The organism is Frigoribacterium sp. 2-23, from assembly GCF_049601585.1.
GTDB lineage: Bacteria > Actinomycetota > Actinomycetes > Actinomycetales > Microbacteriaceae > Frigoribacterium.
This window is the reverse complement of sequence record NZ_CP187126.1, coordinates 1,318,655-1,340,240: the sequence shown is the minus strand read 5'-3', so window position 1 is coordinate 1,340,240 and position 21,586 is coordinate 1,318,655. Positions and strand designations below refer to the sequence as shown.

At 70.8% G+C, this 21,586-nt stretch carries 17 protein-coding genes; 7 read left to right on the top strand and 10 right to left on the bottom strand.

Annotated features, from left to right (window positions below):
• Window positions 1-45: 45 nt before the first annotated feature.
• Window positions 46-1,551, bottom strand: coding sequence for a cation:dicarboxylate symporter family transporter (locus ACPEEZ_RS06325; RefSeq protein ID WP_423923884.1), 1,506 nt, complete (start codon window positions 1,549-1,551; stop codon window positions 46-48).
• Window positions 1,552-1,710: 159 nt separating this feature from the next.
• On the opposite strand from ACPEEZ_RS06325, the gene ACPEEZ_RS06320 reads away from it, so the two are divergent.
• Window positions 1,711-3,444: a sensor histidine kinase gene (locus ACPEEZ_RS06320; RefSeq protein WP_423923882.1), complete on the top strand. Its 1,734-nt coding sequence runs from the start codon at window positions 1,711-1,713 to the stop codon at window positions 3,442-3,444.
• A complete protein-coding gene (locus ACPEEZ_RS06315; protein ID WP_423923880.1) occupies window positions 3,441-4,187 on the top strand; it encodes a response regulator in 747 nt (248 codons plus the stop codon). Before ACPEEZ_RS06320 ends, ACPEEZ_RS06315 begins: the two co-directional genes overlap by 4 nt.
• Before the next feature lie 47 nt (window positions 4,188-4,234).
• Here ACPEEZ_RS06315 and ACPEEZ_RS06310 read toward each other — a convergent pair whose 3' ends face one another.
• Window positions 4,235-4,519, bottom strand: a complete 285-nt coding sequence (locus tag ACPEEZ_RS06310; RefSeq protein ID WP_423923878.1) for a hypothetical protein — start codon at window positions 4,517-4,519, stop codon at window positions 4,235-4,237.
• A 30-nt stretch (window positions 4,520-4,549) separates the two neighbouring features.
• Between ACPEEZ_RS06310 and ACPEEZ_RS06305 the strand changes: the two genes are divergently transcribed.
• Window positions 4,550-4,903, top strand: coding sequence for a hypothetical protein (locus ACPEEZ_RS06305; protein WP_423923876.1), 354 nt, complete (start codon window positions 4,550-4,552; stop codon window positions 4,901-4,903).
• Between the two features lie 270 nt (window positions 4,904-5,173).
• Here ACPEEZ_RS06305 and ACPEEZ_RS06300 read toward each other — a convergent pair whose 3' ends face one another.
• Together ACPEEZ_RS06300 and ACPEEZ_RS06295 are read right to left on the bottom strand one after the other, a co-directional pair.
• The gene (locus ACPEEZ_RS06300) at window positions 5,174-5,683 is read right to left on the bottom strand and encodes a PadR family transcriptional regulator (RefSeq protein WP_423923874.1); all 510 of its coding nucleotides are present in this window, start codon (window positions 5,681-5,683) and stop codon (window positions 5,174-5,176) included.
• Between the two features lie 94 nt (window positions 5,684-5,777).
• Entirely contained in the window at window positions 5,778-7,400 is a 1,623-nt protein-coding gene (locus tag ACPEEZ_RS06295) for a molybdopterin-dependent oxidoreductase (protein WP_423923872.1), read from the bottom strand.
• Window positions 7,401-7,505: 105 nt separating this feature from the next.
• On the opposite strand from ACPEEZ_RS06295, the gene ACPEEZ_RS06290 reads away from it, so the two are divergent.
• Window positions 7,506-10,973, top strand: coding sequence for an SNF2-related protein (locus ACPEEZ_RS06290; RefSeq protein ID WP_423923870.1), 3,468 nt, complete (start codon window positions 7,506-7,508; stop codon window positions 10,971-10,973).
• 143 nt (window positions 10,974-11,116) lie between these two features.
• Here ACPEEZ_RS06290 and ACPEEZ_RS06285 read toward each other — a convergent pair whose 3' ends face one another.
• The 5 genes from ACPEEZ_RS06285 to ACPEEZ_RS06265 form a co-directional block, all read right to left on the bottom strand.
• Window positions 11,117-11,986, bottom strand: a complete 870-nt coding sequence (locus ACPEEZ_RS06285) for a DNA-methyltransferase (RefSeq protein WP_423923869.1) — start codon at window positions 11,984-11,986, stop codon at window positions 11,117-11,119.
• Between the two features lie 251 nt (window positions 11,987-12,237).
• Window positions 12,238-15,417, bottom strand: a complete 3,180-nt coding sequence (locus ACPEEZ_RS06280) for a glycoside hydrolase family 2 TIM barrel-domain containing protein (protein ID WP_423923867.1) — start codon at window positions 15,415-15,417, stop codon at window positions 12,238-12,240.
• Entirely contained in the window at window positions 15,414-16,385 is a 972-nt protein-coding gene (locus ACPEEZ_RS06275; RefSeq protein ID WP_423923865.1) for a carbohydrate ABC transporter permease, read from the bottom strand. Before ACPEEZ_RS06275 ends, ACPEEZ_RS06280 begins: the two co-directional genes overlap by 4 nt.
• The gene (locus ACPEEZ_RS06270) at window positions 16,382-17,272 is read right to left on the bottom strand and encodes a carbohydrate ABC transporter permease (RefSeq protein WP_423923863.1); all 891 of its coding nucleotides are present in this window, start codon (window positions 17,270-17,272) and stop codon (window positions 16,382-16,384) included. The genes ACPEEZ_RS06275 and ACPEEZ_RS06270 overlap by 4 nt, the downstream gene beginning before the upstream one ends.
• Window positions 17,269-18,615: an ABC transporter substrate-binding protein gene (locus ACPEEZ_RS06265; RefSeq protein WP_423923861.1), complete on the bottom strand. Its 1,347-nt coding sequence runs from the start codon at window positions 18,613-18,615 to the stop codon at window positions 17,269-17,271. Before ACPEEZ_RS06265 ends, ACPEEZ_RS06270 begins: the two co-directional genes overlap by 4 nt.
• A gap of 107 nt (window positions 18,616-18,722) precedes the next feature.
• Here ACPEEZ_RS06265 and ACPEEZ_RS06260 point away from each other — a divergent pair, with 107 nt between their 5' ends.
• The gene (locus tag ACPEEZ_RS06260) at window positions 18,723-19,406 is read left to right on the top strand and encodes a TetR/AcrR family transcriptional regulator (protein ID WP_423923859.1); all 684 of its coding nucleotides are present in this window, start codon (window positions 18,723-18,725) and stop codon (window positions 19,404-19,406) included.
• Between the two features lies 1 nt (window position 19,407).
• Here ACPEEZ_RS06260 and ACPEEZ_RS06255 read toward each other — a convergent pair whose 3' ends face one another.
• Window positions 19,408-19,740, bottom strand: coding sequence for a hypothetical protein (locus tag ACPEEZ_RS06255; protein ID WP_423923857.1), 333 nt, complete (start codon window positions 19,738-19,740; stop codon window positions 19,408-19,410).
• Between the two features lie 197 nt (window positions 19,741-19,937).
• On the opposite strand from ACPEEZ_RS06255, the gene ACPEEZ_RS06250 reads away from it, so the two are divergent.
• Both ACPEEZ_RS06250 and ACPEEZ_RS06245 read left to right on the top strand, forming a co-directional pair.
• On the top strand, window positions 19,938-20,522 hold the full coding sequence (locus ACPEEZ_RS06250) for a hypothetical protein (protein WP_423923855.1): 585 nt from the start codon (window positions 19,938-19,940) through the stop codon (window positions 20,520-20,522).
• A gap of 77 nt (window positions 20,523-20,599) precedes the next feature.
• Window positions 20,600-21,562, top strand: coding sequence for a quinone oxidoreductase family protein (locus ACPEEZ_RS06245; RefSeq protein WP_423923853.1), 963 nt, complete (start codon window positions 20,600-20,602; stop codon window positions 21,560-21,562).
• Window positions 21,563-21,586: the final 24 nt, after the last annotated feature.

Here is a 21,586-nt window from a genome sequence, read left to right as displayed (position 1 = left end):
CGCAGCCGCGCCCCCGCGCCAGCAGCCGCGCCAGCGGCCGCGGCCTCAGCGGCGCCGGGCGGCGTCCTTCGCCAGCTGCTCGTCGGCCGTCGACCCGTCCGTACCGACGATGGCGTGCAGCGATCCGGTGCTGATGCGGTCGGCGCTGGTCGCCTCGGGGACCGGGCCCGCGCCTCCTGAGCTCGATGCCGCGTCCGTCGACGCAGCCGCGGCACCCGACGACGACCCGTGGTCGTCGGTGCTCATCGTCGCCTCGTCGAAGGGCGAGTCCCCCGACAGGACGCGCTCGACCTGCACGCGGTCGATCTGCTTCGTCCACGTGCCGATCAGGATCGTGGCGACGGCGTTGCCGGTGAAGTTCGTGAGGGCGCGCGCCTCCGACATGAACCGGTCGATGCCGACGATGACGCCGACCCCGTCGACCAGGTCGGGGCGGTGCGCCTGCAGTCCTCCGGCGAGGGTCGCGATGCCGGCGCCGGTGACGCCGGCCGCGCCCTTGGACGCGATCATCATGAACAGCAGCAACGAGATCTGCTCTCCGACGCTGAGCGGCGTGCCCATGGCGTTCGCGATGAACAGCGACGCCATCGTGAGGTAGATCGCCGTGCCGTCCAGGTTGAACGAGTACCCGGTCGGCACCGTGATGCCCACGACGGGTTTCGAGACACCGAGGTGCTCCATCTTGGCGATGAGCCGGGGCAGCGCGACCTCGCTCGACGACGTCGACACGATCAGCAAGTACTCGCGCGCCAGATACTTCATCACGCGGAAGATGTTGACGCCCGTGACGAGCTTGAGCACGAGGCCGAGGACGCCGCAGACAAACACGATGCACGTGATGTAGAACGCGATCATCAGGGTGCCGAGGGCGACGAGAGCCGAGACGCCGGTCTCGCCGACGACCGCCGCGATGGCGCCGAAGGCACCCACGGGGGCCACCCACATGATCATCGACAGGATGCGGAAGACGAGCACCTGGATGTGCCGCACACCGCCGAGGATGACCTGACCGCGGTCGCCCATCCGCTGCAGGGCGAATCCGACGAGCAGCGCCACGAACAGCGCCTGGAGGATGGAACCCGAGGTGAGCGACGCGAACAGCGTCTTGGGCACGATGCCCATGACGAACTCGGTCGTCGTGCCGGCCTCGGTCGGCGCGGCGTCGTAGGACGTGCCCGCGACCATCAGCCCTTCGCCCGGGTGCACGAAGTTGCCGACGACGAGTCCGATCGCGAGGGCGAACGTCGACATGCCGATGAAGTAGCCGAGGGCCAGCCCGCCGACCTTGCCGACGGTCGCGGCCTTCGCGATCGACCCGACGCCGAGCACGATCGTGCAGAAGATGACGGGCGCGATCATCATCGAGATCAGCGAGACGAACGTCGTGCCGAGCGGTTTGAGGGACTTGCCCACCTCGGGGGCGAGGAGTCCGACCGCGATTCCGCCCGCGACGGCCACGATCACCGCGATGTAGAGCCAGTGGGAGCGATCGATCCGCCGGCGCCGCACCGGCTTCGCGCCGGACGGGTGCTGCGTGTGGGTCTGTGCCATGAGTTCTTCTCCGAGCTCGTGACCGCGACGTCGTCGTCGACGGTCGGCTTGCGTGATTCGGTCGATCCTGGGGCCGGGCCGCCCGGCGGGCCCCGTTTCGTTCATAAAGTTCTCGACGCCCGTGCACAATGGACTGTCGCGGCGGAGCGAGGAGGCACGATGTCAGACCCCTCACCCGGCACGCCCCGACCGCCCCGCCGGCGTCGCCGCCCGTGGACGATCGCCACCCGGCTCTTCGTCGTCCAGCTCGTCTTCGTCGTGCTGGTCGGGGCCGTCGCGACCGCCTGGACGGTCCGCTCGGCGCGGGCCGACGCCGACCGCTCGGCGGCCCGGGCCTGCCTCGCCCTCGCGACGTCGATCGCCGACAACCCGTTCGTCCTGGAGGCCCTGAGCGAACGCGACCCGAGTGCGACCCTCCAGCCGTACGCCGTCGACCTGATGTCCGACACGTCCACCGACTTCGTGACGATCATGTCGCCCGACCGCACCCGACTGACCCACCCCGACCCCGCCGAGATCGGCCGTCCGTTCGTCGGCACCATCGCGCCCGCGCTCGAGGGCCACGCGTTCACCGAGACGTACGCCGGCACCCTCGGCCCGTCGGTGCGCGCGGTCGTGCCGATCGAGGACTCCTCGGGCACGGTCGTCGCCCTCGCCGCCGCGGGTGTCACCGTCGACTCCATCACCGGCGCCCTGGCCCAGCGGCTGCCTCTCGTCTACGCGGCGGCCCTGGCCACCGTCGCCATCGGCGCGCTGCTCTCCTGGCTGCTCGCGCGCTACCTGCGTCGGGTGACCGCCGGCCGCGGCCCCGAAGAGCTGAGCCGCATGTTCGCGTACTACGAGAGCGTGCTGCACTCGGTCCGCGAGGGGCTCGTGCTCGTCGACGACCGCAGGCGGCTGACGTTGTACAACGATCAGGCCGCCGAACTGCTGGGCATCGATCGGGGCGCCGACCCCGCGGGCCGCGACCTCGCCGACCTCGACCTGCCCGAGTCGCTGGCCGAGCTCCTCTCCTCGGGTCGGCAGGCCGTGGACGAGGTGCACGTCGCCGACGACCGCATCGTCGTCGTGAACCAGGAGCGCACCCGCACCGGCCGCGGCGGCCTCCCGCTCGGCACGGTGACCACACTCCGCGACCACACCGAGCTGACCCGGCTCGCCGGCGAGATGAAGACCCTGCGCACCCTGTCCGACGCCCTGCGGTCGCAGACGCACGAGTTCGCCAACCGCCTGCACACGATCACGGCGCTGATCGAGCTGGGCCGCGCGGACGAGGCGCTGCGGTTCGCCACGAGCGAGCTGGAGTCGGGTCAGCGCGACGCCGACACGCTCGTCGTCGACGTGGACGAACCCGCGCTGTCGGCCCTGCTGCTCGGCAAGTCGGCGACGGCCCGCGAGCGCTCCGTCCGGTTGCACGTCGACGTCGACCCCGAGCTCGGCCGGGTCGATCTGCCCGCGGGCGACCTCGTGACGATCCTCGGCAACCTGCTCGACAACGCGTTCGACGCGGTCGCCCCGACCCTCGACGCGGTCCACCCGCGCCCCGACAGGGCAGAACCGTCCGGAGGCGCGGTGCCGGCCAACCGGCGCGCACCGGTCGTCCGCGTGGCCGCGTGGCGCGACGACCACGACTCCGTCCACCTGGAGGTCTCCGACACCGGCCCGGGCCTCGACGACGTCGAGCGCGCGTTCGACCGCGGCTTCAGCACGAAGGCGGCGGTGCCGGGCGGGCGGGGCATCGGGCTGGCACTGGTCCGTCAGGCGGTCGCGCGGGCCGGAGGGTCGATCGACGTGGACACGGGATCGCACGGGACGACGTTCTCGGTGACCCTGCCCACGGCGGGGCGGGCGACGGCGACCGCGTCGCGACCGGTGGGCGGGGGCGAACGGTGAGTCGTGCCTCCTCGGCTGATGTCGGCGACGGGATCGACGCGCTGCCGGTGCGCGTGCTGATCGTCGAGGACGAGCCCGTCACGGCCGAGGCGCACGCCGCCTACATCGAGCGGATGGACGGCGTGGTCGTCGCGGGCGTCGCGCACGACGGGCGGCAGACGCTCGCGGCGCTGCGGGACGACGCCCAGCGTGTCGACCTCGTCCTGCTCGACATGAACCTGCCGGACTCGCACGGGCTGCAGCTGGTGAGGGCGTTGCGGGCGACCGGGTCGACCGTCGACGTCATCGCCATCACGGCGGTGCGCGACATCGCGGTCGTCCGCGCGTCGGTGTCGTTGGGCATCGTGCAGTACCTGATCAAGCCGTTCACGTTCGCCTCGTTCGCCGAGCGCATCGAGAAGTACCTGGCGTTCCGGGCCTCGATGCTCGACGCGCCCGGTCAGCTCACCCAATCGGATGTCGACGGCGGTCTGGCGAGCCTGCACCGGGTGTCGTCGCGACAGGCGCTGCCCTCGGCGAAGGGCATCTCGCCCGCCACGCTCGACCTGATCGTCGCCGAGTTGCGGGCGTCCACGGTCGAGCCCGGCCGCGCGCCGTCCGCCGCCGAGGTCGCCGATCGCACCGATGTCTCGCGCGTCACCGCCCGGCGGTACCTGGAGTACCTCGCGGACGAGGGCCTCGTCGAGCGGGAGGCGCGCTACGGCTCCCCCGGACGGCCGGAGGTCGGGTACCGCTGGCGGTGACGCGACGACGAGGTCGAGGGCCACCGGGGTGCGGGCGGCCCCGCAGGTCAGTCGTCGAGTCCGACGAGGCTCTCCATCAGCTCGGTGATGAACGCCGAGGACGCCTCCGAGCCGGGCGGGTCGTCGCGCTCGTCGTCGGCGTCGACGACGAGCAGCGGGATGCCGGGGCCGATCAACAGCTGCGACATGTGCGCGACCGTGCCGAGGTAGCAGGCGACCGGGACACGGAAGGTCCGGTCGTCGTCGCTGAACTCCATGGCCGCGGCCAGCAGCACCTCGGCGACCTCGTCGGACACGTGCAGGGTCTGACCCGCGTAGTGCAACACCTTCATGCGCCGACCCTACCGGCGTAGTCTCGGCGCATGGCCGACACCCGTGGACTCTCGATCGTGACCGACGCCGATGACGTGACCCGCGCCTCCGTGGACGTCGCCCTGCCGGCCATGCTCGTGCCGGGTCTCGTGACGCGGGCGGTGCAGAGCAGCCCGCGCTTCTCCCTCGCCGGGTCGAACGCCGAGGGCGCCGAGCTCACGCCGCGGTCTCAGACGCCGCAGCATGCCGAGACGATCCGGCTCGTCTTCGAGGCGACGGCCACGGGCAGTCGCATCGTCGGCGAGATCCGGACCCCCGAGACCGGCGGCGCCACGGCCAAGCACCGCGAGGACGACGCCCGACACCTGTTCGAGGCGATCGCGAAGGCCGCCGGGCCGTTCTAGCGGCCGCCGGGCCCCGACGCGAGAGAGCGCGACACGGGCCCGCCCGACCCGGGCGCGGCTCGTGGGGGAACTCCCTCGCGCGCGAATGGTCAGCAGCGCGAGGGAGTGGGGACGAGTCACCCGAATCATTCGACTCATCCCGCTTCTCCACCCTGGGAGGGGCGGAGCCGGTCGACGCGCGAGAACGCCTGCCATCCCCTCCCGCCCGACACGGTTGGGGAGGCATCCCCGGAGGGGCCTCGACCGCTCGACAGCCTAGTCCATCGTGACCTAGCCCAGGGCCCGGAGGGACAGAGCGAAATCGCGTTCGCGACGGAGCATGTGCTCGTAGTGCTCGAGCGCCACCCCGGTGAACGGGCCCGTGGGCTGCGTCTCGCGCTCGCGCTGCAGGTGGCGGACGTGCTCGACCTTGAGGTCGAGCGCTTCGAGACGGGCCGCCAGGATGGCGTCGCGTTCGTCCGTGCTCAGGGCGTCGAAGGACGCGAGGCGGACGTAGAACTGGTCGTCGTCGGCCGCCCGGTCGACCGGGAACGTCGTGAGCAGGTCATGCAACAGGCGGGAGCCGTCCGGTGTGATGGCGTAGACGCGGCGCTGGGGCCGACCCTCGAGCTTCTCGAGGGTCACCGTCACGGCGCCGCCCGCCTCGAAACGCCGGAGGGACGGATAGAGCGAGTTGTTGCTGACGGGCGTGAGACTCGGACGACGCACCCGACGCTTGAGCTCGTATCCGTGCACGGGGCCCTGCTGGAGGACGGCGAGCAGGAGGATGTCGAGGACCATCCGGCCATCCTCTCCGATGGACGAGGCATGAAAGCCCTGTTGCACCCGGTCCCGGGCGAACGTCACCCCGTGACTCACCCGCGACAGGTGTCGCTCAGGCGGACACGGTCAGGGAGATCTGATCCCACCCCTCGGCGCCGTTCGGAGCGGGTGGGACGTACGCCGATGCCTGGACGCTGCCGTCCTTCGACGTCGCCCGCACGAACACGTCGTGCGACCCGCTGACCGCCGTCCAGCGATAGACCCACTGCACCCAGGTGTCGTCCGACACGGCTTCGGCCAACTCGGCCGCCGCCCACTCGTCGTCGCCGACCTTGACCTCGACCTTCGCGACGCCCGTGTGCGGTTCCCAGGCGACGCCGGCGATGGGCACCGTGTCCCCGGGCGCGAACGTCGACCGGGTCGTCGGGGTGTCGATGCGGGACTCGAGCTTGACCGGGCCGAGGGCGTCCCAACCGCGGGGCGTCCAGTAGCCCTCGGCACGATCGAAGCGGGTCACCTCGAGCGACGTGACCCACTTGGTCGCCGAGACGTAGCCGAACAGACCGGGCACGACCATCCGCACCGGGAACCCGTGCTCGGTGGGCAGCGGCTCGCCGTTCATGCCGACGGCGAGCAGTGCGTCGACCGAGTCGTCCTGGAGCACCGACAGCGGCGTGCCTGCCGTGAAGCCGTCGACGCTCGTGGACAGCACCATGTCGGCGCCGCCCTGCACGCCCGCCTGGGCGAGCAGCCGACGGATCGGGTAGCCGAGCCAGAGGGCGTTGCCGATGAGGTCGCCGCCGACCTCGTTCGACACGCAGCTGAGCGTGGCCATGTGCTCTTCGAGGGGCAGCGCGAGCAGTTCGTCGTACGAGATCGTGACCTCGCGGTCGACGAGACCCGTGATCGAGAGCGACCAGGTCGCGGGGTCGACACTCGGCACCTGCAGTGCCGTGTCGATGCGGTAGAAGTCGTCGTTCGGCGTGACGTAGGGCGTGATCCCGTCGATGGACAAGGAGGCGCCGGCCGGCACCGCCTGTTCGGTCACGGCCGCGGCGGGGAGCCTCACGGCCTGCCGAGCCGCCGTCACCGCGGTGGACGCCGCGTTCTTCACCCGGGCCCCGGTGCCGACCACCACGGACGCCACGCCGAGCACAACGGCATAGCCGAGGAACGCGCGGCGCTCGATCGCCGGCCCTCGCAGAGAAGGCACGAAGTCGGTCGACGCCGCCCACCCGGCCTGCTCGGTGGCCCTCCAGCGGCGGAGGCGCTTCAGCAAGACGGTGAGCACGAGCAGCGCCACGACGGTGGCCACCGCGGTCGGGACACCGTCGAGGCTCGTCGCGTCGGCCCTCGTCAGGACCGCGACCAGGGCGATCACCCCGCCGAGACCGAAGACGATCTTGCCGACCGGCGGTCGGCGGTCCTCGACGATGCCGGCCGCCGCCGTCACGAGCACGAGGATGACGCCCATCAGCGCGAACAGCGCGATCTTGTCGCCGGTGCCGAAGGTCGAGACCATGAGGTCCTTCACGCCCTTCGGGGCGGCGTCGATCGCGAGCGAGCCCACGGCGAAGAGGGGGCTGCCGTTCGGCCCGACGACGAGCGACACGAGCTCGGCGACCGCGAGGAAGGCGGCCATCGCGATGACACCCGAGAACGCCGGCGCCCCCAGACCTCGGCGCGATGCGGGGGCCTGCGCGGAGGCGGGCGGGTGCTCTTTCGTGGCCGTCACGAGAGCAGGCTAGTTCGGCGTGCCCGGTGCGGGCTGTGTGCCGCGGTGCGCGCGGGTGCGGAGCCGGTGAACGGGGGTGTCGGTGGCACCTGCCACGATGGGTGCATGTCCCTCTCTTCCGGCCACGGCTCTCGAGAGGGTGCGGCTGCCCTGCCGCTCGTCGACGCCGTCGACGTCATCCGGCTGGTCGGCCCGCGTCCGTTCGGCCGGGCCAAAGAATACGTGCGCGACGGCCGTGTCGTCGGCACGTCGTGGGATGCCCCCAGCCAGACGCTGACGGCCACCGTCACCGGCAGCGACGCCGAGCCCTACCGCTGTGACATCGAGCTGAGCCCCACTCGCGGCGACTACAGCCGCCCCGGCAAGACGGGCTGCACCTGTCCACTCGGTGGCAACTGCAAGCACGTCGCGGCAGCCCTGCTCCAGAACAACCAGGCCGCGTTGGCCGAACGCACTCCCGTGTCCGCCGTCTCCGCCGAGGGCACGGCTGCCCGCGGTGGTCTCGTCTCGCCTCTCCCGGGGCATGGCGCCGGTGAACGTGGCGAGCCCGACTGGAAGGTCAGCCTGCGCGGTGTCGGCGGCCCGCCCGCCGACACCGCGACGCGACCCTCGGCCCGCGCGACGAGACTCGGGTTGCAGTTCGAGCTGCGCGAGCAGACGCGGTCGTCGCGCAGCCGGTGGGAGGCCCCGACCACGACGACGCTCACGGCCGTCACGAGTACTCCGGCCCGGAGTCGCCTCGCGGTCCGACCGGTCACGCAGAGCCCGTCGGGCAACTGGGTACGAAGCAACGTCAGCTGGTCGTCGTTGCCCTATTCGATGAACCGTCTCGCGATCACGGCCGAGCAGCACGGCTGGTTCCAGCAGTTCACCGCCCTGCACAAGTCCGCCATCGCGGCCTACTCCCCCGGCGAGGCCGACTGGCTCTACCTCGACGACTTCGCCAGCCCGCTGCTCTGGCCGCTGCTCGCGGAGGCCGAGCGGCTCGGCATCGCGCTCGTCACGGGCAAGAAGGAGACCGACGTCACGGTGTCGGACACTGCCGTCGTCACCGTCGACGTCACGCAGGGCGCGGCGGAGGCCGGGAAGCGAGCCGCGCTGCGCGTGGAGACCACGGCGCGCATCACCGGCACCGCGCCTCCTGGACTCGTCGAGGGAGACTCGACGCTCGGCGTGGTCGGCGACCACGGCGTCTACCACGTGCGGTTCGCCCCGGGGCTGCACGTGACGCTCGCCCCGACCGCCACGCCGGTCACCGACGAGCAGCGGCGCCTGCTGCTGCGACACGACGCCATCGAGATCCCGGCGGACGACGCGGACGAGTTCTTCCGCGAGTTCTACCCCGCCCTGCACGACACGGTCGCGGTGACCAGCTCGGACTCGTCGGTCGTCTTCCCCGAGATCGAACCGCCGCGACTCGTGCTGACGGCGACGTTCGGGGCGCGTCACAAGCTCACCCTGGGGTGGCACTGGCTGATCGCCGGCCGGCGGCACCCGGTGAGTCATCGCGAGCCTCTGCCCGACCTGGCCGCGATCACCGATCTCGTGCCGACCGACAAGAAGATTAGCCTCAGCGGGGTCGACGCCGCCGAGTTCGCGTCGAAGACGATCCCGGCGCTGCAGCACCACCCCGAGGTCCGGGTCGAGATCGAGGGCGAGCGGCCCGACTACGTCGAGCTGACCGACACTCCGAAGCTCACGATCACGACGGTCGAGACCGACAAACGCGACTGGTTCGACCTCGGCGTGCTCGTGACGGTCGAGGGTCGCACGGTGCCGTTCGCGCCGCTGCTCAAGGCGCTCGCGACGCGACAGCGCAAGCTGCTGCTGGTCGACCACTCCTACCTGTCGCTCGCCCACCCCGCGTTCGACGAGCTGAAGCGCCTCATCGACGAGGCGTCGTCGCTCGACGAATGGGAGACGGGGCCGCGACTCAACCGTTACCAGGCCAGCCTCTGGTCGGAGTTCGACGACCTGGCGGACGAGACGGTCCAGGCCGAGTCGTGGTCGCGGGCCGTCGGCGGGCTGCTCGACCTCGAGCACGTCGACACGGCCGCGACGACGCCGGTGCCGACGAGTGTGCGAGCCACGTTGCGGCCCTATCAGCACGAGGGCTACGCCTGGTTGTCGTTCCTGTACCAGCACCAGCTCGGCGGCATCCTCGCCGACGACATGGGGCTCGGCAAGACGCTGCAGACGCTGACGCTCATCGCCCAGGTGCGCGAGCGTGAGGCCGCGGAGGGTACGAGCGAGGGGGCCAAGCCGTTCTTGGTCGTGGCCCCGACCTCCGTGGTCTCGAACTGGGTGGCCGAGGCCGAGCGGTTCACGCCCGGGCTCGTCACCCGCGGGCTCAGCGTGACCGAGACCAAGAACCACGGCATGGTCCGGACGGCCGCCGCGGGAGCCGACATCGTCGTCACCTCGTACGCCCTGTTCCGGCTCGATGCGGCGGCGTACCAGGCCGAGCAGTGGGCCGGGCTCATCCTCGACGAGGCGCAGTTCGTGAAGAACCCGGCGTCGCAGGCGCATCGCTGTGCCGCCGACCTCGACACGCCGTTCAAGCTTGCCATCACGGGCACGCCGATGGAGAACAGCCTCACCGACCTGTGGGCGCTGTTCCACATCGTGGCGCCGGGGCTGCTGTCCACGCGCCTCCGGTTCACCGACGACTACGTGAAGCCGATCGCCGCGGGCACGGGCCCGGCGGCCACCGGCGACGGAGCACCCGGAGGCGCGGGCTGGGCCGGTGCCGGGCCCGCGGCCGCGAAGCCCGCGGCCGAGCGTCTCGCGCGCCTCCGCAAGCGCGTCCGACCGTTGATGATGCGCCGGACGAAAGACCTCGTCGCCGCCGATCTGCCGGCCAAGCAGGAGCAGGTACTCCGCGTCGACCTCGAGCCGGCGCACCGCCTCGTGTACGACCGGGTGCTGCAGCGCGAGCGGCAGAAACTGCTGGGTCTGATCGACGACCTCGACCGGCATCAGATGATCGTCTTCCGGTCGCTGACGCTGCTGCGCATGCTGTCGCTCGACGCCTCCCTGGTCGATGCCGAGGCGTACGCCGACATCCCGTCGGCGAAGCTCGACCAGCTGCTCGACGAGATCGACGACGTCGTGGCCGAGGGGCATCGCGCGCTCGTCTTCAGCCAGTTCACGTCCTTTCTCGGCAAGGTCGCCGACCGCCTCACGCAGCGTCACGTCGCGTTCGAGTACCTCGACGGCTCGACCCGGCGTCGGGGCGAGGTCATCTCGCGCTTCAAGGAGGGCGACGCGCCCGCGTTCCTCATCAGCCTCAAGGCCGGCGGCTTCGGTCTGAACCTGACCGAGGCCGACTACGTGTTCATCCTCGACCCGTGGTGGAATCCGGCGGCCGAGTCGCAGGCCGTCGACCGCACCCATCGCATCGGTCAGACCAAGAACGTGATGATCTACCGCATGATCGCGAACGACACCATCGAAGAGAAGGTCATGGCGCTCAAGGAGCAGAAGGCCCAGCTCTTCGACGCGGTCATGGACGACGACGCCGTGTTCAGCTCGACGCTGACCGCCGACGACATCCGCGCCCTGCTGGAGTAGCCGCACCGCCGTCGTGTCGCGTTCGCGTCAACCTGTCGCGTCCGAACAGCACACGACGTCGCGAACGCCACACGACAGTGCGCGCAGACGACAGTGCGCGCAGACGACAGCGCCTGCAGACGACAGGCAGCAGCGGTAGCCCGTCAGGCGCCGCGCAGGTGCCGCGAGTCGCCGAGCCCGGGCCGCTCGACCTCGTTCGGCTCGCCGGTCAGCCGCTTCACGATCTGGTCGACCTCGCCGAGCTCGATGCCCGTCCAGTGCCGGTGCATCCGCTCCGCCACCGCGTACGTCGTGCCGGCGCCGCCGAACGGGTCGAACACGCGGTCTCCCGGCTCGGACGCGATCGTCAGCACGCGCTCGAGCATCTTCTCGCTGAGCTCGTTCGCCACACGGTTCTTGGTGCGCTGGTGTCGCACGGGCGGGATGTCGGTCCAGACGTCGGACAGGTTGATGCCGTCGGGGTGCAGCTTGTTGCGGTGCCCGCCGTAGTCTTTGATGTCGCCGCCGCAGTGCCGGCACACCTGGATCGGCAGCCGCGGCCGCGTGAACGTCCGCGGCCTGCCGTTCGTGAAGTACAGCAGGCTGTAGTGACTCGGGTACAGCTTGTTGGGGATCGGCAGGCCGAACTTGATGTCGACCGTGATCCAGTGCCGGAAGTCGAGCCCGAGCTCTTGCAAGAAGGCGCCGTTGCGCATGTTCCAGCGGGGGATGTTGTACAGGAAGAACGCGCCGCCCGGGGCCAGCAAACGCGACCCCGCTTCGATCCACGACCGCGACCAGTCGATGTAGTCGTGCTCGGCCACATCGTCGTCGTAGTGGTCGCCGTAGATCTTGCCGAGGTTGAACGGCGGGTCGGCGAACAGCAGGTCGACCGACTGCTCGGGCATCGTGGCCATGAGGTCGAGGCAATCGCCCTGGTACAGCGTGCCGAGCTCGGTCGACAGCACGTGCCGAGGCCCCGAGTCGGCCGACCGGTCGCCGCCGGAGCCGGCGATGGTGGGCGGTCGGGTCACTGCAAGCCTCTCGTGCGATGCGCGGCTCGGGTCGAGCACGCGGGGGTTCACGGTGAGCGCGACCCTGCTCGTATCAAACCCGAGACCACCGACATCGGGTGCTCGGGCCGTAGCCCAGCGTAGTTGCTGACACCGCGCCTCCTCGTCGCCCGCCCGACAACCTCGGTCCGATCGACGCACCTCGATGGAGCGAGGTGCGTCGATCAGAACGCGGTTCACGACGCGACGAGCGAGAGGAGGCGCGCCCGTCGCTACGCCGCCCCGAACCGCAGTGTCAGCGTGTGCGCGGCCGGCCGCAGCACGTGCTCCGCCCAGACGTCCGGACCGCAGGCCCGCGAGCCGAGGCCGTTCTGCGCCGCGTCGACGTACAGATACGTCGCCGCGGGCACGGGCAGCTCGTGCTGGTGCCGCGCCGTCGCGACCTGCTGGGCGGTGTGCCGGGCGACGGTGAACCCCGGCAGCCGACCCCGTGAGTCGGCCACCGTGTCGAGGGTCAGCCACGGTGTTCCGCCGGCCGCGAGTTCGAGCGAGCGCAGGTCCGAGCGGTGACCGGACTCCTGCGGCATCGCGTACGGCAGGACGAGCTCGTCGACCGCCGCCGAGTACCGTCCGACCAGCGCCGAGTGCCGGCTGTCGGGGTACGACTCCCGCGGTCCCGTGCCGAACCACGACGCGCGGTCGACACCGAGCGGCAGGTCGAAGCGCAGGCCGATGCGGGGCCAGGTGATCCGCCAGTCCGAGCTGGGTTCGAGATCGGCGCGCAGCCAGAGGTCGTCACCGTCGAGCTGCCAGTGCTCCGTGGTCACGACGGACTGCCGCCGGTCGGCCGCCGCGTAGCGCGTCGACACGACCAGCCCGCCGTCGACCTCGTCGATCGACAGCACGCGTCCGACGAGTCGGTCGAGCCCGGCACGACGCCAGATCTCGGCGTGCGGCGGGTAGACCACCTCGACGGGGAGGTCGAGCCGATCGGCCATGAGATCGGGAGGCGCGATGTCGCCACCTTCGTCGTTGTCGGTGGGCGCGCGCCAGAGCTCGAGTCGCGGCCCGGCGACCGGCTGCCCGGCGAGCTCGACGAGCCGGCCACCCGCGAAGACGGCGGGGCCGAGCTCGAGTCGACCCGCGCCTCCGGACGTCGACGCACGCGTTGCGGGCCGGACGGCCGGTCGCGGGCCGTTCAGGGCGACCCGCGGCGCGGCGAGCCGCACCTGGGCCGCCGACAACACGTGCCCGGCCGCCGCCCACTCGGCGTCGTCCACGGTCACCGTGGTCACCGTCAGCCAGGTCTCCTCCGAAGAAGACCCGGCCGACGAAGACCCGGCCGACGAAGCAGACGCCTCACCCGGCACGTCGAACACCGTCGACTCGCCGGCGGACAGCGCGCCGACGTCGAAGACGCCCTCGGCCGCGACGACCCCGTCCCGCTCGACGCGCCACTCGACGCGCACGTCGGCGAGCGTCGCCGTGTGCCGCAGGTTCGCGACGGTCACCCCGGTCGGCGTCACGGTCAGGCGCACCGGCGACACGACCTGCGCCCATTCGAACAGGCCCGGGCTCGGTGTGCCGTCGCTGAGGACCATGCCGTCCATGACGAAGTTGCCGTCGTGCACGACCTCGCCGAAGTCGCCGCCGTAGCCGAAGAACTCGGTGCCGTCGGCCGTGCGCGTCCGGATGCCGTGGTCGCGCCACTCCCAGACGAAGCCGCCGTGCAGGCGCGGGTAGCGGTCGACGAGGTCCTCGTACTGGTCGATCGCGCCCGGGCCGTTGCCCATGGCGTGCACGTACTCGCACAGGATGAACGGCTTCGACCGCTGCCGGTACGCCTCGGCGGGCGAACAGCCGAGCAAGGGGACGGACGCGTCGCCGCGGCCGATCGCCTCCGTCTCGGGAACCCAGGAGTACATCCGCGAGTACACGTCGGTGTACTCGCCCGTGTAATCGCCCTCGTAGTGCACCGGGCGCGTCGTGTCGCGCGCGTGCGTGAACGCCGACATCGCCGCGAGGTTGCGTCCCGTGCCCGACTCGTTGCCGAGCGACCACATCACGATGCTCGCGTGGTTCTTGTCGCGCTCGACCGTGCGCACCATGCGGTCGACGTAGGCGTCGCGCCAGGCGGGGTCGTCGCTCGGGTTGTCGCGCCACTGGTCGCGTTCGCCGCGGTGCTCGAAGCCGTGCGTCTCGAGGTCGCACTCGAGCACGACCCAGAAGCCGAGCTCGTCGGCGAGATCGAGGAGGCGCGGGTGCGGCGGGTAATGACTGGTGCGGATCGCATTCACGTTGAAGCGCTTCATCTGCAGCAGATCCGCGCGGGCGAACTCCTCGTCGAAGACGCGGCCGCGGTCGGGATGCGTCTCGTGCCGGTTCACACCGTGGAAGACCACCCGGCGCCCGTTCACGAGGAACCGGTCGCCGACGATCTCGACGGTGCGGAAGCCGACGCGCAGGCGGACCTGCTCGGCTCCCCCGGCACTCGTGACGGTCGCGTCGTAGAGGCGGGGCACCTCGGCCGACCATGGTTCGACGACCGCGACGCCGAGCGGAGCGACATCGGCGGCGGTCGCCCAGGTGGTGTCGATGCCGAGCTCGGGCACGGCGACCGTGACGGGGAATGCCGCGTCGTCGGCGGTGATCTCGACCTCGAGCCGCCCGGCCCCGTCCGCGAAGCCGGCCCGCACCCACACGTCGTCGATCCCGCCCACCGGCCGCGCCTGCAGCGCCACGCTGCGGAAGATGCCCGGCAGCCACCACTGGTCCTGGTCCTCGACGTAGCTCGACGCCGACCACTGGTGCACGCGCACGGCGATCACGTTGTGCCCCGGGCGCAGGGCGTCCGTGACGTCGAACTCGTTCGCCAACCGGCTGCCGACGCCGACGCCGATCTCGATGCCGTTCAGCCAGACCTTGTAGCGGGACTCGACGCCGTCGAAGCGCAGCACGACGCGCGCGATCGCGGCCGGGTCGGTCCACGACGACGGCAACTCGAACGAGCGCCGGTGATCGCCGGTGGGGTTGGCGTCGGGTACGTGCGGGGCGTCCGTCGCGAACGGGAACTGCACGTTGGTGTAGATCGGGAGCCCGCGGCTTCCGTCACCCGCGCCTCCCCCGGTCTCGCCGTCCGGGCTCGACGTGAGCGGCCAGTGCGACGGGACCGTGATCGACTCCCACGCCGCGTCGTCGTACGCCGGGTCGGCCATCGAGGCGATGCCCTCGCCGTCCGGCAGCACGTCACCGGCGCCGAGGACTCCCGGCGCTCCGGGCAGCAGCCGGAACGCCCACCGCCCGTCGAGGGACAGCGTGGGGGCATCGGTGTGCAGCCACGAGCGCGCCGGCAGCACGCGCCCGGACGACGGCCCGGTGTCGGTGACGTACGCGGCGTCGCCGGTGTTCGCCGCGTCGAGGGGTGTCGCCGGGGCGACAGGGGGGTTCGTCACTTGACGGAGCCTTCCGTGAGGCCGCCGCGCCAGAAGCGCTGCAGCACGATCATGGCGACGACGAGCGGGATGATCGACAGCAGCACGCCGCCGGTCGTCAGTTGGTAGAACTCGGGCAGACGGTCGGTCTGGCTGAGCCAGTTGTTCAGGCCGAGCGTCACCGGGAACTTGTTCACGTCGCTCAACATGACGAGCGGCAGGAAGTAGTTGTTCCAGATGCCGACGAGCTGGAACAGGAAGACGGTGACGAGCGCCGGCGAGAGGATGCGCAGACCCACGGTGTGGAAGATGCGCAGCTCGCTCGCCCCGTCGAGCCGGGCGGCCTCGAGCAGCGACGTGTCGACGGTCGCCTGGGCGTAGATCCGGCAGAGGAACAGCCCGAACGGCGACACGAGCGACGGCAGCAGGACGCTCCAGTACGTGTTCGCGATGCCCATGCTGCTGAAGAGCAGGAAGAGGGGCAGGGCGGTCGCCGTGCCGGGCACCAGCACGCCGCCGAGGATGGCGCCGAACACCGTGTTGCGGCCACGGAACTCGTACTTCGCGAGGGCGTAGCCGCCGGCCGCGGCGAAGTACGTCGCGAGCACGGCACCGACCCCGGCGTAGAGCACCGAGTTCAGCATCCAGCGGACGAAGATGCCGTCGCCGAACGACAGCGCCTGGCCGATGTTGTCCCAGAGCGCGAACGTCGGCGCGAACCAGAAGCCGAACGTGCCGAACAGGTCGCCCGTCGTCTTCGTCGCCGCGATGACGACCCAGTAGACCGGCACCAAGAAATACAACGCGACGACGACGAGGATGCCCGTCACGATGATGGTGGAGGCGCGCGATCGTCCCGCAGAGCGGTCCGGCCCGGCCCCACGGGAACGGCGCACGGCAGGGCGATCGGCCCCGCGCCTCCGGCCCTGGGCCGTGACGATGGACTCGGTCTCGGTGGCGTGCTCGGCACTCTTCGTCGAGATGCTCATGCTTTCTTCCTGTTCGTGATGCTGAGGAACACGATCGACAGCGTGAACGCGACGAGGGCGATCAGCACCGACTGGGCGGCGGCCACGTTGTAGTCGTTGTAGGCGAACGCCGTCGTGTACGCGCTGAGGTTCGGCGTGTACTGGCTGTCGATGGCCGGTGCGACGCGTTGCAGCACCTGGGCCTCGGCGAACAGCTGCAGCGTGCCGATGATCGAGAACACGGCCGTGAGCAGCAGCGCCGGCCGGATCAACGGCAGCTGGATGCTCGTGGCCACGCGCAGCGGCGAGGCGCCGTCGACCTTCGCGGCCTCGTACAGCTCGACCGGGATCGACTTCAGCTGGGCGATGATGATCAGCATGTTGTAGCCCGTGTAGCTCCAGGTCACGATGTTCGCGATCGCCCACAGCACGGTGTTCTCACCGAGGAAGTCGGGGGTGAAGCCGAGCGACTCCCCCACGTCGATGATCGGGCTGAGACCGGGCACGTACAGGAACGACCAGAGGATCGTCGCGATCACACCGGGCACGCCGTAGGGCAAGAAGTAGGCCGCACGGAACACCCCGGGCCACTTCGCCGATGCCGACTCGAGCAGTAGCGCGAGGACGGTGCAGAGGATGAGCATGACCGGCACCTGCACGATGCCGAACAGGAACATCCGCCCGATCGAGGCGATGAAGTTCGAGTCGCCGAGCACCTGCGCGTAGTTGTCGAACCACGCGAACTCGCTCGTCACGCCGCCCTCGCCGAACAGACCGGCCCGGCTGACCTTGGTGAAGCTCGACCCGATCGCGATGACGATCGGGATGACGAAGGTCAGGACGAACAGGAGGAGGAACGGCGCGAGCAGCACCCACGGCGCCCGCTTCGTCGCGGCTGACGAGCTCATGCGCTGGCCTTCCGGATCGACAGGCCCTTGTTCTGGAAGACGGAGATGATCTGCTTCTCGGCCTGCGCGACGGCGTCGACGAGCGTGCCGCCCGAGGCCTTGCCCCGGAATCCATCGCTCAAGATGTTGAACGACTGCTGCGTGATCGGCCACCAGCTCCAGTCCTGGTTCTGGCTGGACTCCTCGGTCGCGGGCACGAAGACCTCTTCGTTGTAGTTCTGACCGCTGAAGAACTCGCTCGGCTGCTGGCGGGTGGTGCCGATCTCGCCGCGGGCCGGCGACCAGCCGATGCCGCAGTACTTGATCATCGCGTCGATACCCTCCTTGGTCGTGGTCATCCAGACCGTGAAGTCGAGCGCCTCCTGGGGGTGCTTGCTGTTCGCGAGGATCGCGGCGGTCGACCCGCCGAGGAAGCTCGACTTGTAGCCCAGGTCGGTCCAGGTCGGCATCGCGGCGACCTTCCACTTGCCCGAGGCGTTGCTCACACCCTCGATCAGCGCGTCGCCCCACGAGCCGGTGATGCAGCCGGCGAGCTTGTCGTTGCCGGCGGCGGCGAACCAGGCCGGCGAATAGGCCGTGTACGACGTCGAGACGATCCCGTCGTCGATCGCCTTGTCGAAGAAGCGGGCGACGGTCATCGTCGCCTCGTCGGTCATGTCGATGACCCAGCCGTCGTCCTCCGGGCGGAGCCAGGCGGCGCCGGCCTGGGTCGCGTACGCCGTGAACACCGACGCGTCCGAGAGCGGGAAGACGTCCATCAGGACGCCGTTCTTCTTCAGCTCGAGGCCGGTGGCCGACCAGTCGTCCCAGCTCGCGGGCGCCTGGGCACCGACCGTCTCGAGCAGATCGGGGCGGTAGTACATGCCGACCGGGCCGCTGTCCTGCGGGATCGCGTAGATGCCGTCGGTGTAGCTGACCTGGTTCCAGAGCGTGGGGTCGTAGAGGTCGGCGTACTGCGCCGCGCCGTAACGCTTGAGGTCGACGAGCCCGTTCGCGAGCAGGAACTCGGGCAGCGAGCGCATCTCGACCTGCGCGATGTCGGGGCCCGCCCCGGCCGCGAGCGCCGAGTACAGCTTCTGGTAGCCGCCGGCGTTGCCACCCGGGATGAACACGGCCTCGACCTGGATGTCGGAGTGCGTCTGGTTGTAGAGCTTGCAGACCTGGTCGAGGCCCTTCAGCCAGGCCCAGTACTGCAGCTTGACGGGGCCGCCTCCCGTGGCGGGCGGGATGGTCGGCAAGGAGTTCACCGACGTGGTGCCGGGCGTCGCGCACCCGGCGAGGAGCGCCGCGGCTCCTGCGCTGAGCCCGAGGCCCAGCAGGTGCCGTCTCGAAAGGGGACTCATCTGCTCTCACTTCGTCGTGGATCGGGGTCGATTCGAAAGCTAGCACAAAGTCGAGTAGCCACTCGAAATTCGCATGGAGGTCGCACCGAGGCCTATGCTGACCGGCCATGGGGAAGACGACGGTGTCACGCAGGCCGCGAGGGCCGTACGCGAAGTCGGCCGAACGGCGCGAGGCGATCGTGCGCGCGGCCTTCGAGGTGTTCTCGGCGCACGGTTTCACCGGCGGCTCCCTGCAGGACGTCGCGGACGTCGTGGGCATGAGCCAGACGAGCCTGCTGCATTACTTCCCGACCAAGCGCGACCTGCTGCTGGCCGTGCTCCGGAGGCGCGATCAGGTCGCTTACGACGGCTCCCGCCCCGAGAGCGACCGGCCGGACGGCGCGCCGGGCGTCTCCCTGCGCGAGGGCGTGTTGCGGCAGGCCGCCTACAACGCGACCGTGCCGGGTCTCATCTCGCTCTACACGGTCCTCTCGGCCGAGGCCGTGACCGACGACAACCCCGGCCAGGACTACGTGGCGACGCGCTTCGACTCGTTGCGGGCCGAGTACTCCGACGGGCTGCGAGCGCTGGAGGCGCGGGGCGGCCTGCGCCCCGGGGTCGACCCCGATCGCGCGGCCGCGTCCCTCGTCGCCCTGTGGGACGGCCTCCAGTTGCAGTGGCTGCTGGCTCCCGATCGCGTGGACGTCGTGCAGCAGCTGCGCGACCATTTCGAGCTGATCCTGCTGCCCGAGGCCGATTCCGACACCGAGTCCGACGCCGGGGCGGGGGCGGATGAGCGGTCCGCCGAGTAGGTCAGGCGGTCTGGCGCGTCTCGCTGCGGAGCGGCGACTCGTCCGTGCCGACCTCCCAGGCGAGCGCCGACACGGCGCCCGTCGCGACCTCGTCGACCGCGCGCTCGATGCCGCGGCGGACCCGCCGCGCCGAGACCTCGTCGCGGACGACCACGTCGAAGCGCAGCACGTCGGGCAGCTCGGTCAGCAACACCGTGCTCACGCCGTCCAGCTGGACGAGGTACTGCCCCCGGCCGACCTGCGTCGCAGCGTGTTCGGCGAGGAGGCGCCGTGAGACCCAGAACAGTCCGGCGGTGTCGCCGGCCGTGTGTGCCAGCCCGGTCACGGTCATCATGGGGTTCAGCGTGCCTTCCTTCGGCGTCGATGCCGTGAACGCCGTGTGTCGGGGGTGTAAATCCCCGCGATCGCGGTCGTCCTCCGGGCTGAAATCCACGGCGGCGCCCACGGCATCCCGTTCCGTTGCCTAGGCTCGACGTCGTCCCCGCCCGCTCCCGCCGCCCGCTCCCCCTGCCCTCGAGAGGTGACCGCCCCGTGCGAAAGCTGCTCGCCGCGCTCACCGTCCTGGTGGTGATCGGCGCCGCCACCGCGATCGGTGCCGTCGCGGTGACCAGCACCATGTCCATGGACGTGACGAGTGGGCCGATCGAGCCGCCGCCTCCGGCCTGTCCCGACGTCCCGCCCGTGGACGTTGACGGCATCACGGTGCCGGCGGGGCCGGTGGCCGGCTACTGCCAGGACCGCCTGGTCAACGCCGCCTGGATCATCGTCGCGGCCCGGGCGCAGGGCATCGGCGTGCACACCCAGGCCATCGGCGTGATGACGGCGATGGGCGAGTCGAGCCTGCGGAACCTCGACTACGGAGACACGGTCGGGCCGGACAGCCGCGGGCTGTTCCAGCAGCGCGACAACGGCGCCTGGGGCAGTTACGACGACCGGATGACGCCCTACACCGCCGCCACGATGTTCTTCACGAAGCTCGTGAAGACACCGGGCTGGAAGGACCTGACTCCCACCCAGGCAGCCCACACCGTGCAGGTCAATGCGGACCCCGATCACTACACGCCGTACTGGGAGGACGCCGTCACCGTCGTCACGGCCCTGTCGCCCGACGCGTAGGCCGCGAGCGCGGGGCGGCCTACGCGGATGAATGCCTCGCGGGGCGGATCGCGCGATCGGCGTCTAAGGTCGGCCGCATGAGAGCGATCGTCGTCCGTGAAGCGGGGTCCCCGTCCGTCCTCGAACCGGCCGAGGTCGACGCCCCGTCGCCCGGCCCCGGGCAGGTGCTCGTGACGACGGCCGCGACCGGCGTCAACTTCATCGAGACCTATCAGCGCGACGGCACGTACGACGTGCCGAAGCCGTTCACCCCGGGCGCCGAGGCGTCCGGGACGATCGCGGCCGTCGGCGAGGGCGTCGACGACCTGCGGGTCGGCCAGCGCGTGACGACGGCCGAGGCGCACGCCACCTACGCCGAGCAGTTCGTCGCGGACGCCGCCGTGCTCGTGCCCGTGCCCGACGGCGTCGACGACCAGACCGCCGCCGCGCTTCCGCTGCAGGGCTACACGGCGCACTACCTGATGTCGTCGACCGTCGCCGTGCAGCGCGGCCAGACGGTTCTGGTCCACGCGGGTGCCGGCGGCGTCGGACTGCTGCTCACGCAGCTGCTGAAGCGCGCCGGAGCGACCGTCATCACCACCGTCTCGACCGACGACAAGGAGGCGCTGAGCCGGCAGGCGGGCGCCGATCACGTCCTGCGCTACGACGGGTTCGCCACCGCGGTGCGCGACCTCACCGACGGCGCGGGTGTGCCCGTCGTGTTCGACGGGGTCGGCCGATCGACGTTCGACGGGTCGCTCGACGCGGCCGCCGTCCGCGGCACGGTGGTGCTGTTCGGCGCGGCGTCCGGGCCCGTCCCCCCGGTCGACCCGCAGCGACTCAATCACGGCGGCTCGCTGTTCTTGACGCGCCCGACGATGAAGGACTACCTGCGCACGGCCGAGGAGCGCCGTCACCGGGCCGACGATCTGTTCGACGCCGTGGTCGACGGGCAGCTCGACGTGCGAGTCGGGCAGACGTATCCGCTCGCCGACGCGGCGGCCGCGCACACCGATCTGCAGGCGCGGAAGACCACCGGCAAGGTGCTGCTGCTTCCCTGACCCGCGCCTCCGGCCGGTGTCGCG